11 protein-coding genes and 1 riboswitch are annotated in these 12075 nt (G+C 67.4%); of the genes, 2 read left to right on the top strand and 9 right to left on the bottom strand.

The genetic code is table 11. From position 1 onward, the window contains the following. Positions 1-118: 118 nt before the first annotated feature. The 6 genes from I4U41_RS13760 to I4U41_RS13735 form a co-directional block, all read right to left on the bottom strand. The gene (locus I4U41_RS13760; RefSeq protein ID WP_206861743.1) at positions 119-2062 is read right to left on the bottom strand and encodes an acetyl-CoA hydrolase/transferase C-terminal domain-containing protein; all 1944 of its coding nucleotides are present in this window, start codon (positions 2060-2062) and stop codon (positions 119-121) included. Between the two features lie 28 nt (positions 2063-2090). Continuing rightward, a complete protein-coding gene (locus tag I4U41_RS13755; protein WP_206861742.1) occupies positions 2091-2507 on the bottom strand; it encodes a DUF6691 family protein in 417 nt (138 codons plus the stop codon). Continuing rightward, a complete protein-coding gene (locus I4U41_RS13750; protein WP_206861741.1) occupies positions 2504-2929 on the bottom strand; it encodes a YeeE/YedE family protein in 426 nt (141 codons plus the stop codon). Before I4U41_RS13750 ends, I4U41_RS13755 begins: the two co-directional genes overlap by 4 nt. A 12-nt stretch (positions 2930-2941) precedes the next feature. Continuing rightward, positions 2942-3808 carry an MBL fold metallo-hydrolase gene (locus tag I4U41_RS13745; protein ID WP_206861740.1) on the bottom strand — a complete coding sequence of 289 codons (867 nt, stop codon included), beginning with the start codon at positions 3806-3808 and terminating at the stop codon, positions 2942-2944. A gap of 112 nt (positions 3809-3920) precedes the next feature. Continuing rightward, positions 3921-4721, bottom strand: a complete 801-nt coding sequence (locus I4U41_RS13740) for a S1/P1 nuclease (protein WP_206861739.1) — start codon at positions 4719-4721, stop codon at positions 3921-3923. 93 nt (positions 4722-4814) lie between these two features. Further along, positions 4815-5438, bottom strand: a complete 624-nt coding sequence (locus tag I4U41_RS13735; protein ID WP_206861738.1) for an OmpW/AlkL family protein — start codon at positions 5436-5438, stop codon at positions 4815-4817. Positions 5439-5639: 201 nt separating this feature from the next. Between I4U41_RS13735 and gap the strand changes: the two genes are divergently transcribed. Together gap and I4U41_RS13725 are read left to right on the top strand one after the other, a co-directional pair. After that, positions 5640-6641, top strand: coding sequence for a type I glyceraldehyde-3-phosphate dehydrogenase (gap, locus tag I4U41_RS13730; RefSeq protein ID WP_206861737.1), 1002 nt, complete (start codon positions 5640-5642; stop codon positions 6639-6641). A gap of 127 nt (positions 6642-6768) precedes the next feature. Then, entirely contained in the window at positions 6769-7221 is a 453-nt protein-coding gene (locus tag I4U41_RS13725) for a group III truncated hemoglobin (RefSeq protein ID WP_206861736.1), read from the top strand. A 24-nt stretch (positions 7222-7245) separates the two neighbouring features. Here I4U41_RS13725 and I4U41_RS13720 read toward each other — a convergent pair whose 3' ends face one another. The 3 genes from I4U41_RS13720 to I4U41_RS13710 all read right to left on the bottom strand — a co-directional run bounded on the left by I4U41_RS13720 (position 7246) and on the right by I4U41_RS13710 (position 11439). Further along, positions 7246-7734: a DUF4019 domain-containing protein gene (locus tag I4U41_RS13720; protein ID WP_206861735.1), complete on the bottom strand. Its 489-nt coding sequence runs from the start codon at positions 7732-7734 to the stop codon at positions 7246-7248. 127 nt (positions 7735-7861) lie between these two features. Next, the gene (locus I4U41_RS13715) at positions 7862-8881 is read right to left on the bottom strand and encodes a ribonucleotide-diphosphate reductase subunit beta (RefSeq protein ID WP_425492588.1); all 1020 of its coding nucleotides are present in this window, start codon (positions 8879-8881) and stop codon (positions 7862-7864) included. Positions 8882-9075: 194 nt separating this feature from the next. Then, positions 9076-11439 (bottom strand): ribonucleoside-diphosphate reductase subunit alpha, encoded by a 2364-nt coding sequence (locus I4U41_RS13710; RefSeq protein WP_242525252.1) that lies wholly within the window; start codon positions 11437-11439, stop codon positions 9076-9078. A 318-nt stretch (positions 11440-11757) separates the two neighbouring features. After that, a riboswitch (cobalamin riboswitch) is annotated at positions 11758-12047 on the bottom strand. Positions 12048-12075: the final 28 nt, after the last annotated feature.

Genomic DNA, 12075 nt, shown 5'->3' with positions numbered 1-12075 from the left:
TGATTCGTGATTCGTGATTCGTGATTCGTGATTCGTGATTCGTGATTCGTGATTCGTGATTCGTGATTCGTGATTCGAAAGAAGCGGCTTCGGCCGCTTCTTTCGTTTGGGCTTCGCGCTACGACCCGCGCCCGCTCTCCACCAGCGCCAACGACACCAGCCGCGCTTCCAATCGCTCGCCAAAGCCCTGCGGCGACGCAAGGTCCATGCGTTCCAGCGCTTCGCGATCAAGCGCCTTCGCGCCCAATGCGCGCCATACCGTGCGCAGCTTCGCGCCACGCGTCGCGGTGTTCGACTTCAACCACGCCAACGCCTTCACCAGCCGCTGCTCGACCGGCGTGAAATCGCTCCCCAGCGGGTAGTCCGGCAGCGCGCCGCTCTTGTGGAACGGGCGCAGCGCCGCGGCGAGGCGTTCTGGCGTATTGCGCGCCGCGGAAGCCGGCAACGCGAAGTCCGCGCGCAGCTTGCCTTCGCGCTTGGCGACATCGATCAGGCCCTGCTGGAAACGCGCATCGGCGATGGCCGCCATCGCCATCACGCAATCCTCGTCGCAACGTCCGCGGATGTCGGCGATCCCGTACTCGCTGATGTACACGTCGCGCAGGTGGCGCGGGATCGTCGTGTGCCCGTAATTCCATACGACATTCGACGTGACCCGTCCACCCGATTCGCGCGCGGCGCGCAGCATCAGCACCGAGCGCGCATCCGGCAGCGCGTGCGCCATCGCCACGAAGTTGTACTGGCCGCCGACACCCGAGACGACGCGACCGTCCTCAAGCGCGTCGGATACCGCCGCACCCAGCGCGGTCGCCATCATGCAGGTGTTGAAGAAACGCGCATCGCGACGCTGCAGGCGTTCCAGTTCGATGTCGCCGACCAGATCGTTCACTTCGCCGACACGACGCATGCCGATCGCGCGGCGCGCGTCCGGCGGCAGGTCGCGCAGCCACTCGTAGAACTCGGGCGAACCAAGATAGAACGCGCCGTGCAGGAACTCGCCCTCCCGTTCGAGCAAGGCAAGGTCGTGCGCGCTCGGGCCGCCGCGTTCGATGCGCTGCATCGCGGCGAGATCGTCCACCACGCGCCGCTTGATCACGCCCACTTCCACCAGCCGGCGGAAGCCTTCGTTGATCATCTCGCTGCAACCATAGAGGCCGCGCCCGAACGGCGCGAGCGCGGCATCGTCGGCGTGCGCGGAGCCGAGCGCGCGCAACACCTCGCGATACGCATCGTTGTCGACGTGACGCAGCACCAGCGCATGGCACAGCGCATCGGCGAGCGCGCCGATGCCGATCTGCAGGGTTCCGCCGTCGCGCACGAACGTGCTGGCGTGGAAGCCGATCGCGTAGTCGGCGTCGGTCACCGGTTGGCGCGGCAGGCCGAAGAGCTTCGGATACGGGCCTGGCGGAGTCACGATCGCATCGAAGAATTCAGGCGCGACCGCCGCGCTGCCGCCGAGCCATGGCAGGCGTGGATCGATCTCGGCGATCAGCACCGGACGCGGCAGGCCGCGCGCGGCGAGGGCGTCGATCGCATCGAAGGTGAGGTCGGTGTTGCACGACAGCGACAGGCGCGTGCCGTCGGGCGATCGCGCGACTTTCTGCACGATCGCGTTGAGTCCGCGGTCGGCGAGCGCGCGGGCGACGTGCGTGTAGTTCAGGCTCGCGTAGCGGCGCTGCACCGGCGCGGAGTTCAGCATCGCGCCGGATTGCAGGTAGAACTCCTCGATCTCGACGTGCGCCGGCAGTGCGTTGCGCTTGAGCGCCTGCACATACGCCAGGCGCGGGAAATCCGCGCCGAAGTGGCGTTCGACGAACGGCTTCACGAAGCGCGCTTCGAGCCCCTTACCGCCGCCGGGTGGATCGAGCGAGAGCGCGGTGTACAGATGCAGCGGGCGCGAGGCGTCGTTCTCGACGCGTGCATACAGGGCATTGAGCAGCCGGTGCGGTTTGCCCAGACCGAGCGGCGCGCCGACGTGCAGCGGGCCGCGGACGCGCGCGAGCAGGAACTCGACGGCGGCGTCGAGCGAGTCGAAGGAAAGGGGAGCGGGTCGGGGTTCCATGGCGCAAAGCCTAACCGCTGGCGACGGCTCAGCGCGCGGGGAGGAGCGTTCGCGCCAGGCGCGAACCGGCGAGCATCGCGACGACGAACACCACGGCCTCCAGGCTGCCGTGCGCCAGGTTCGCCAGCGCCGGTCCCGGGCAGTAGCCGGCCAGTCCCCAGCCGATGCCGAACAGCACGCTGCCAAGCAGCAGGCGACGATCCACTCCGCCCGACGGCTGCGGCGGAAGGGCCGAACCGTCCAGCGTGCAGCCGCGCCGGCGCAGCCACGCGAATCCCGGCACGGCGACGGCGAGCGCCGCGCCCATCACCAGCGCGAGCGAAGGGTCCCAGCGTCCGCCGACGTCCAGGAAGTTGAGCACCTTGTCCGGATCGGTCATCGCGGACACGGCCAGTCCGAGGCCGAAGATCGCTCCGGCGATGAGCGCGTGCGCGACCTGCCTCATGGCCCGGCCCCGAGCACATGGCGCATCACGTAGACCGTCGCGATGGCCGTGCCCATGAACACCATCACCGCCCACAGCGAGCGCTTCGAGAAGCGTGCCAGTCCGCAGATGCCGTGACCGCTGGTGCAGCCGTTGCCGAGCCGCGTGCCGAAGCCCACGAGTGCGCCGCCGATGACGAGCCAGGTCCAGGAGAAGCCGACGCGCGGGGCCGCGCCGGACCAGGCGAACCACGCGCCGGCGGCGATCACCATGCCGGCGAGAAAGGCCAGCCGCCAGCCGCGTCCCTCGCGCGAATCGATCGCGGCGTTAGCGATGCCGCTGATACCGGCGATGCGGCCCAGCGTTGCCAGCAGCCAGACGGCGGCGAAGCCGATGAGTGCGCCGCCGAGCAGCGCGGAAACCGGTGTGAAGGAAGTAGGCATGCCGGAGTGGAATCAGATGCGGTCGAGCGGGATCCGGAGGTAGCGCACGCCGTTGGATTCAGGCGGCGGCAGCGCGCCGGCGCGGATGTTGGTCTGCACCGCCGGCAGGATCAGCGCCGGCATCGGCAGCGTCGCGTCGCGCGCGGTGCGCTGCGCGACGTAGTCGTCCTCGGTCGCGCCGTCGCGCACGTGGATGTTGTCGCGACGCTGTGCGCCGATCGTGGTCTCGCACGCGACCTCGCGTCCGCCCGGACCGTAGTCGTGGCAGACGAACACGCGCGTGTCGTCGGGCAGCGTTTCGAACAGGCGGCGGATCGAACGGAACAGCGTGCGCGCATCGCCACCGGGGAAGTCGCAGCGCGCCGTGCCGCCGTCGGGCATGAACAACGAGTCGCCGGTGAACAGCGCATCGCCGATCAGGTAGGCGCAGCTGTCGCTGGTGTGGCCCGGCACCGCGATGACGCGCGCGTCGAGCGTTCCGATGCGGAAGGTGTCGCCGTCGGTGAACAGGCGATCGAACTGCGAGCCGTCGGTGCGGAATCCGTCTTCCAGGTTGAACACCGGCGCGAAGGACTTCTGCACATCGCGGATGCCTTCGCCGATGGCGACCGCCGCGTCCGGCCATTGGGACTTGAGCCATTGCGCCGCGCTCAGGTGATCGGCGTGCGCATGTGTTTCCAGGATCCACTGCACGTCGAGGCCGCGTTCGCGCGCGGCATCGGCGACCTTCCGCGCCGACGTCGTCGACGTGCGTGCCGCCTTCGCGTCGAAATCGAGGACGGGGTCGATGATCGCCGCCGCGCTGCCGGCCGGATCGCGGACGAGGTACGTCCACGTGTTGCTGTCGGCGTGGAAGAAGGGATCGACGTCGGGCTTCATCGCGGTCCTCCACGCGGGGCGGGGAGCCCGCACGGGCCCAATCTAGCGGATCGGCGCGAGCGGCGTGATCGCGGCGCGTTAAACCGCAGTGGTTTCCGGCTTCGACCGGAACTCAGCGCGACAACGCGGCGTTCAGCGTGGCGGCCAGTTCGGCGCCGCCGCGTCGCAGCTGTTCCTCGGCCAGCGGGCGCCAGGTCTGCACGTAGGCGTCGCCGATCTTCGCCCTGGGCGGATAGAAGCCCGGCTGCAGCACGATGCGGCACGAGGCTTCCGCCCACAGCGCCGATGGCGGCGGCAACGCCGGGCCCGACCGTTCGACGGCCAGCGGCATCGCGCGAAGGCGCTGCAGCCAGGCGGCTTCCTCGAGGTCGGCGGCGTTGAGCATGCCGCTGTCCCACAGCGAGTGCAGGTTGGTGCCACGACCGTCGAACTGGACCTGGAAATCGTTGCCGCCCTTGTCGTGCCCGAAGCCCGCGTGCAGCGGCTGGTGCACGTCGCCGACGAAGTGCACGACGAACTTCAGCGCCTGCAGGCGTTCGGCGCGGCTGCGCGACGCGTCGGCGAGGATCGCGGTCTGCGCGCGGATCGCCTCGACCACGCAGTCGCCGCCCTTGCAGTGCTTCGCCGCGTCGTAATGGCAGTCGTCCTCGGCGATGTTGACGTAGTGCCAGCGGCTGCTGCGCTTGCCCAGGTCCGGATCGTGTTCGCGCAGCTCGTCCGCCCAGCTGGCGATGCCGGGCAGGGTCGGGTCGGCTTCGCCTTCGAGCAGTTCCGTAATGCGAGCGCGAACCTGCGGCGTGAGCTCGTCCCACGCCAGCGCGGCAACGAGGCGATGACCAAGGCGGCCCCACGCGTGCGCCGGTTGCGGCACGAGGAGGAAGGCGAGAACGAGGGTGATGAGAACGCGGGCCATGCCGGCATTCTAGCCGGCACGGCCTGTTCGCAGGATTGCGGTCCGAGCGCATTCGCGGGTCGGAAAACACCGCGGCGTGCACCGGAAGTCGGCTCAGAACTTCATCACGTACGCCGCGCCGTAAACGATCGGGTCGATGTCCACGGTGCCGACCCCGGCGCCGTCCAGCGTCACGTCGGTGTCGATGTCGATCCAGCGCGCATCCACGCGGATCGCACTGCGCTCGTTCAGCGCAAAATCGATGCCGGCGTGCGCGGCGAGGCCCCAGGAGTCGTCCAGCTTGAGCTTGGAACCCGCCAGCGCGCCGCGCGTGTCCTCGCTGAAGAAGGCGGTGTAGTTCATGCCGGCGCCGAGGAACGGCGAGACCTTGCCGCGGCTGTTGAAGTGGTACTGCAGCGACACGGTCGGCGGCAGCTGCTTGGTGCTGCCGACCGTGCCCAGGCCGTCGATCGAGATGTCGTGTTCGAACGGCCACGCGGCGATGACTTCCACGCCCAGGTTGTCGCGGACGAAGTACTCGAAGGTGAGGGTCGGCTTCACGTCGGAGTCGACGTGGGTCGGCAGGCTGCCGTCGACCAGGCGGCCGTTGCCGGACTTGGGGTCGACCGCATGGACGCCGACGCCGAGGGTCCAGTCGCCCTTGGACTGGGCGAGGGCGGGCAGGGCGGCGCCGCCCAGGGCGACGGCAAGAGCGCAGGCGATGAGGGGTTTTTGCATGGAAGTGCCTCGTTTGGGAACGCTTCCAGTCTCCTCGGCGGTTCAAACGCGCGCTTGATCATGATCAATTCAGTTCCTGCCGCCTTGGTGGAGCCTGTGGCCGGGGCGGTCGCGGTAGAATGGGCATTCGCGGTTTTCCCCTTGTCCGGGCTCGTCCCGTCCACCCGCCGCGCGCGACGCGGCCGCAGGAGCTTGCAACTCATGACCATCAAGGTTGGCATCAACGGCTTTGGCCGCATCGGGCGCAACGTGCTGCGCTCGGCCGTGCAGAACTTCGCTGGCGAGATCGAGATCGTCGCCATCAACGACCTGCTGGAGCCGGAGTACCTGGCCTACATGCTGCGTTACGACTCGGTGCACGGCCGCTTCAAGGGCGATGTGTCGGTCGAGGGCAACACGCTGATCGTCAACGGCAAGAAGATCCGCCTGACGCAGGAGAAGGACCCGGCGGCGCTGAAGTGGGACGAGGTCGGCGCCGAAGTCGTCATCGAATCCACCGGCCTGTTCCTGACCAAGGAAACCTGCCAGAAGCACCTCGACGCGGGCGCGAAGAAGGTCATCCAGTCGGCGCCGTCGAAGGACGACACGCCGATGTTCGTCTACGGCGTGAACCACACGACCTACAAGGGCGAGGCGATCATCTCCAACGCTTCGTGCACGACCAACTGCCTCGCGCCGCTGGCGAAGGTGCTCAACGACAAGTGGGGCATCAAGCGCGGCCTGATGACCACCGTGCACGCCGCCACCGCGACGCAGAAGACCGTCGATGGTCCGTCGAACAAGGACTGGCGCGGCGGTCGCGGCATCCTGGAGAACATCATTCCGTCGAGCACCGGCGCGGCGAAGGCCGTGGGCGTGGTGATCCCGGAACTGAACAAGAAGCTCACCGGCATGTCGTTCCGCGTGCCGACCTCGGACGTGTCGGTGGTCGATCTCACCGTCGAGCTGGAAAAGTCCGCCACCTATGCCGAGATCTGCGCGGAGATGAAGGCGCAGTCGGAAGGCGCGCTGAAGGGCATCCTGGGCTACACCGAGGACAAGGTCGTCGCCACCGATTTCCGCGGCGATGCGCGCACCTCGATCTTCGACGCCGAAGCCGGCATCGCGCTCGACGGCACGTTCATCAAGCTCGTCAGCTGGTACGACAACGAGTGGGGCTATTCGAACAAGTGCCTGGAAATGGTCAAGGTCGTCGCGGAGTAAGCCGCGACGCACGCGAACCGACAGGGGCCGGCGCAAGCCGGCCTCTGCCTTTCCGGGCTCCGGCCAGCATCCATCGATCGGGCCGGAAGCCCTTGTTTTCCCGGCGTTCCGGCCGCACTACACCGCCATGAACGACACGCGCGACACGCCGCCAGGCGACCTCCCGGATCCGGCCGCCGCCGAAACCCTGACCGAACAGCACCTGGCCGAACTGGTCGACCGCTTCTACGAGAAGGTCCGCGCCGACGCCGAGCTCGGCCCGGTCTTCAACGCCGCCATCGACGACTGGCCCGAGCACAAGCGAATGCTCACCGCGTTCTGGTCGTCGGTCGCGCTCGGTACGAAGCGTTATCGCGGCAACCCGATGGCCGCGCACCGGCCGCACCCGATCCGCGTCGAACATTTCGACCGCTGGCTGTCGCTGTGGCGCGAGACCGCGCGCGAAGTGCTGCCCGCCCCGCACGTGGACACCGTGTGCGCATATGCGGAGAAGATCGGCTACAGCCTGCGTTACGGACTCGGGCTGATGGAGCGCAAGGGGGCGTTGCCGCTGGGATTGCCGATCGCGCCGGAGCGCTGATGCAGCGCCACGTTCCGTGCCCAGTCAATTGACCGTATAACCCGCCAGCCGCCAGGTGTTGTCGTCGTCGTAGTGGAGCGAGACCAGCTCCTCGGCAACACGGTTGGCGAAGCGTGTCTGGAAGCGCGCGCTGACGTACATCCCGGCCGGCACGTTGTCGCCGGCGGGAACGACGTTCCTCGACACCGACATCCATTCGCGCGACACCGGCGCGCCCAGCGCGTTGCGCTTGGCGGCGATGCCGTCGACGAACTGCTTCTCGGTGGTCGTGCCGCGTGCGACGGGCGAGGCGCCCTTCCAGACGTCGGCGGCCTGGCCGCGATCGATCACCTGTGCGATCGCGAGCGCCGCCTGCACGACGCTGTTGGGATCGACCTGCGGCGCCACGGCGCGGGATGCGGCCGGAGCCTGCTGCGCGGGCGCGGCCTGCGGCTGCGCCGGGCGTGTCTGTGCGGAAACGGTCATCGCGGCGCAGGACAACAACGCGATGGCGAGCGGGGTGCGTGCGTTCATGGCCGTGACTCCAACGTCGGTGGCGCGCGGAACTGGAGTCTGGACCTTGCGATGTAAAGGCGCCGCGACAGGCGACGCGGTTGCATCGCCGTCGGTCGCACGAGCCATCCCGTCGCCACGTCAATGATCAGAACGCCGCGTCGAACGCCACCTCGCCTTCCACGCCGACCTGGTACGCCGATACGCGGCGTTCGAAGAAATTCGTCACTTCCTGCACGTCCTGCAGGTCCATGAAGGCGAACGGGTTGCTTGCATTGAAGTGCTTCGGAAGCCCCAGCTGCGCAAGTCGCTGGTCGGCGCAGTACTGCAGGTACTGGCGCATGTCCTTGGGCGACAGTCCCGCAACGCCGCCGGAGAGCACGTCCTGCGCGAACTGCATCTCGCACTCGACCGCGTCCTCCAGCATGCGCACGACCTGCGCCTTCAGTTCGTCGTCGAACAGATGCGGATCCTCGCTGCGCGCGGTGCGGATCACCTCGAACGCGAAGGCCATGTGGCAGCTCTCGTCGCGGAATACCCAATTCGTGCCCGACGCCAACCCGTGCAACAGCCCGCGCGAACGCAGGTAGTAGACATAGGCGAACGCGGCGAAGAAGAACAGGCCTTCGATGCAGCACGCGAAGCAGATCAGGTTGAGCAGGAACTGCCGGCGCTGTTCGACGGTTTCGATGCGCTTGAGGTCCTGGACCGAATCGATCCACTTGAAGCAGAACTCCGCCTTCGCGCGGATCGACGGGATGTTCTCCACCGCCGCGAACGCCTTCGCGCGCGCGACCGGATCGGGCAGATAGGTGTCCAGCAGCGTGAGGTAGAACTGCACGTGCAGCGCTTCCTCGTACAACTGGCGCGAGAGGTACATGCGTGCTTCTGGCGCGTTGATGTGCTGGTAGAGGTTCAGCACGAGGTTGTTGGCGACGATCGAATCGCCCGTCGCGAAGAACGCGACGAGGCGTTCGATGAGGTGGCGCTCGGCCGGCCCGAGCTTGTGCTTGAGGTCGTTGACGTCGAGCGAGAAGTCGACTTCCTCGACGGTCCATGTGTTGCGGATGGCGTCGCGGTACATCTCGTAGAACTGCGGATAGCGCATCGGTCGCAGCGTGAGGTCGAAGCCGGGATCGAGCAGGCGGGGCGTGTGCGACATGGTCATTCTCGTCTGGGACCTTGCCCTTCAGCGGCAGCCGTTCCGCGACCCTGCGGAAGGGGAGGGAGGCAGGCCACGCATCGGCTGCCGGCTGAAGGGAAGGTTGGGGTTTCGTCATTCCCGCGGAGTCGGGAATCCAGTGCCTTGAGGCTTTCGTTCGAAGTCGCTGGATCCCCGCGTTCGCGGGGATGACGATGGGATCACTGGCACGCCTCGCACGCTTCCGGATTCTCGAGCGAGCACGCCACCGCTTCGGTAGGCGTGACTTCCGGCTTCGGCGCCTGCGTGGTGGCGCCACTCACCGTCGCCTTCGCGATCTTCGTCGCCGGTCGCGAGCGCAGGTAGTACGTCGTCTTCAGGCCCTTCTTCCACGCGTACATGTACATCGACGACAACTGGCCGATGTTGGGGCTCTCGATGAACAGGTTGAGCGACTGGCTCTGATCGATGAAGGCGCCGCGGTCGGCGGCCATGTCGATGAGCGAACGCATCGGCAGTTCCCACGACGTGCGATAGACCGCGCGCAGCGATTCGGGAATCGCGTCGATGCCCTGGATCGAGCCTTCCGACATCTTGATGCGGTCGCGCAGTTCCGGCGTCCACAAGCCGAGCGCCTTCAGTTCTTCCACGAGGTAACGGTTCACCACGAGGAAATCGCCCGACAGCGTCTCGCGCTTGAACAGGTTCGACACCTGCGGCTCGATGCATTCGTAGCAGCCGGCGATCGACGCGATCGTCGCCGTCGGCGCGATCGCGACCAGCAGCGAATTGCGCAGGCCGTGTTCGCGGATGCGCGCCCGCAGCGCCTCCCAGCGTTCGCCGTCTTCGGGTACCACGCCCCACGCATCGAACTGCAATTCGCCCTGCGCCGCGCGCGTATCGTCGAAGCCCGGATGACGACCGCGTTCAAGAGCGAGTTCGTTGGATGCGGACAGCGCGTGGAAGTAGATGTTCTCGGCGATCGCCCGCGACAACGCGCGTGCTGCTTCCGAATCGAACGGCAGGCGCAGTTTGAAAAACACGTCCTGCAGGCCCATCACGCCGAGGCCCACCGGCCGCCACTTCAGATTCGCGCGGCGCGCGGTTTCGATCGGATAGAAGTTCAGGTCGATCACGCGATCGAGCTGGCGAACGGCCAGTCGCACGGTTTCGGCGAGCTTGTCGAAATCGAAGCGTCCGGCCTCGCCGTGCAGCGGGCCGTCGTCGAACACCTCCACATGATGCGACAGGTTGATCGAGCCCAGGTTGCACACCGCGGTTTCGTCCTGCGAGGTGACTTCGAGGATCTCGGTGCACAGGTTCGACAGGTGCACGACGTTGCCGTCGCGCAGGGTCTGGTTGCAGGCGCGGTTGGATTTGTCCTTGAAATTCATCCAGCCGTTGCCGGTCTGCGCGAGCGTGCGCATCATCCGCGCGTAGATGTCGCGCGCCTTCACCTGCTTGGTCGCCAGTCCGGCGACTTCCGCCGCGCGATACGCGCGATCGAACGCCTCGCCCCACAGGTCGGTCAGTTGCGGCACCTTCGCCGGATCGAACAGCGACCATTCGCCATCGTTCTCCACGCGACGCATGAATTCGTCGGGAATCCAGTTCGCCAGGTTGAGGTTGTGCGTGCGGCGCGCCTCGTCGCCGGTGTTGTCGCGCAGTTCGAGGAATTCCTCCACGTCCGCATGCCACGGCTCCAGGTACACGCACGCGGCGCCCTTGCGCTTGCCGCCCTGGTTCACCGCGGCCACCGACGCATCGAGCGTCTTCAGCCACGGCACGATGCCGTTGGACAAACCGTTCGTCGAACGGATCAGCGAACCGCGCGAACGGATACGCGTGTACGACAGGCCGATGCCGCCGCTGAACTTCGACAGTTTCGCCACGTCCATGTAGCGCCTGTAGATGCCTTCGAGCGAATCGTCCGGCGAATCGAGCAGGAAGCAGCTGGAGAGCTGTTCGTGCGTGGTACCGGAGTTGAACAGCGTCGGCGAGGACGGGATGTAATCCAGCTGCGCCATGCGACGGTACAGCGCGAGTGCTTCGCCGACGTCCTCGCTCAGCGCGCAGGCGATGCGCAGGAAAAACTGCTGCGGCGTTTCGATCACGGTGCGCGCGGTCGGATGGCGCAGCAGGTAGCGGTCGTAGAGCGTGCGCAGGCCGAAGTAGTCGAAGCGCTGGTTGTGCGCGTTGTCGATCGCGTCGTTGAGCTTGCGCGCGTGCGCCTGCACGAAGGCGAGCAGGCGGTCGTTGATCAGGCCCAGCTCGTGGCCGCGCTGCACCGACTGCGAGAACGCGTGGATCTCGATGCCGGCGACTTCCTTCTCGATCACGCCCGCGAGCAGGCGCGCGGCCAGGCGGCCGTACTCGGGCTCCTCGGCGGTGAGCAGCGCGGCGGTGCGGATCGACAGTTCGTCGAGTTCGCGCGTGCTGGCGCCGTCGTAGAGGCCGGAGATGGTGCGCGTCGCCACGCGCATCGGGTCGATCGCGAAGAGGCCTTCGCTCGCGCGCGTCACGGCGCGCACGATCTTGTTGAGGTCCACCGGTTCGCGATGGCCGCTGCGCTTGGTCACCGTCATGGTGAGGTTGGCGGCGGGCGGCGTGAGCGCGAATCCGGACTCGTGGTCGGACGGACGCGCTTCGGGCGCGCGTGCGGCGGGCTCGCGGACGGGCGTGGCGACGGGGGCTTGCGTGGTGGTGGTCATCGGCGACTCCGGTGCGTGGGCGCACGTCTGGCCGTCCTCTCCCTCGAAGGACGACGCGGGCGCGGGAGTCAGAGCGTGAATCCGGGGTGTCGCTCAGCCCGAGACGGCGGGCGGGCGACGGCGCGAACCGTCGCGTGCAGCGACACCGACCGTCTTCCCTCCGAAGACTCCGTGGCCGGTCACCGCGCGGTGTGCGACGCGCGGCTGTCGGCAGGTCTTCGGACTCGGGACCTGGAGCCGGAAACGAGCGGGGCAGGAACGAGAACCTGGAGAAAAGCGCTGCGAGCGCTCACTCGTTTCCCGTTCCTCGTCCTCGTGACTCGTTTCCCGTCTCCACCTACCAGCAGCCGCTTCCCAGGCGCGACGCCCAGTGCCATGGCCACCTTCGTTTCCCATACCGCTGCGGGGCAGTGCTGGATTCCCACCAGCTTCCCGTTTTAAGCCAGCCCGCGAGGGCCGGCACCGACGGGCCACAACATATGCGGGCTCACCGGATCCGTCAACGCAAAA

The sequence above is a fragment of the Lysobacter changpingensis genome (assembly GCF_017308985.1).
Classification (GTDB): domain Bacteria; phylum Pseudomonadota; class Gammaproteobacteria; order Xanthomonadales; family Xanthomonadaceae; genus Lysobacter_J; species Lysobacter_J changpingensis.
Note: the sequence above shows the minus strand (reverse complement) of the source record. Positions and strands in the feature narration are given on the sequence as shown.

Bases quoted from the DNA above. Each gene is read 5' to 3' on its own strand.
- I4U41_RS13735 (WP_206861738.1), bottom strand. From the start codon at position 5,438: ATGCAAAAACCCCTCATCGCCTGCGCTCTTGCCGTCGCCCTGGGCGGC.
- I4U41_RS13755 (WP_206861742.1), bottom strand. From the start codon at position 2,507: ATGAGGCAGGTCGCGCACGCGCTCATCGCCGGAGCGATCTTCGGCCTC.
- I4U41_RS13725 (WP_206861736.1), top strand. From the start codon at position 6,769: ATGAACGACACGCGCGACACGCCGCCAGGCGACCTCCCGGATCCGGCC.
- I4U41_RS13710 (WP_242525252.1), bottom strand. From the start codon at position 11,439: ATGACGGTGACCAAGCGCAGCGGCCATCGCGAACCGGTGGACCTCAAC.
- I4U41_RS13715 (WP_425492588.1), bottom strand. From the start codon at position 8,881: ATGACCATGTCGCACACGCCCCGCCTGCTCGATCCCGGCTTCGACCTC.
- I4U41_RS13750 (WP_206861741.1), bottom strand. From the start codon at position 2,929: ATGCCTACTTCCTTCACACCGGTTTCCGCGCTGCTCGGCGGCGCACTC.
- gap (WP_206861737.1), top strand. From the start codon at position 5,640: ATGACCATCAAGGTTGGCATCAACGGCTTTGGCCGCATCGGGCGCAAC.
- I4U41_RS13760 (WP_206861743.1), bottom strand. From the start codon at position 2,062: ATGGAACCCCGACCCGCTCCCCTTTCCTTCGACTCGCTCGACGCCGCC.
- I4U41_RS13740 (WP_206861739.1), bottom strand. From the start codon at position 4,721: ATGGCCCGCGTTCTCATCACCCTCGTTCTCGCCTTCCTCCTCGTGCCG.
- I4U41_RS13720 (WP_206861735.1), bottom strand. From the start codon at position 7,734: ATGAACGCACGCACCCCGCTCGCCATCGCGTTGTTGTCCTGCGCCGCG.
- I4U41_RS13745 (WP_206861740.1), bottom strand. From the start codon at position 3,808: ATGAAGCCCGACGTCGATCCCTTCTTCCACGCCGACAGCAACACGTGG.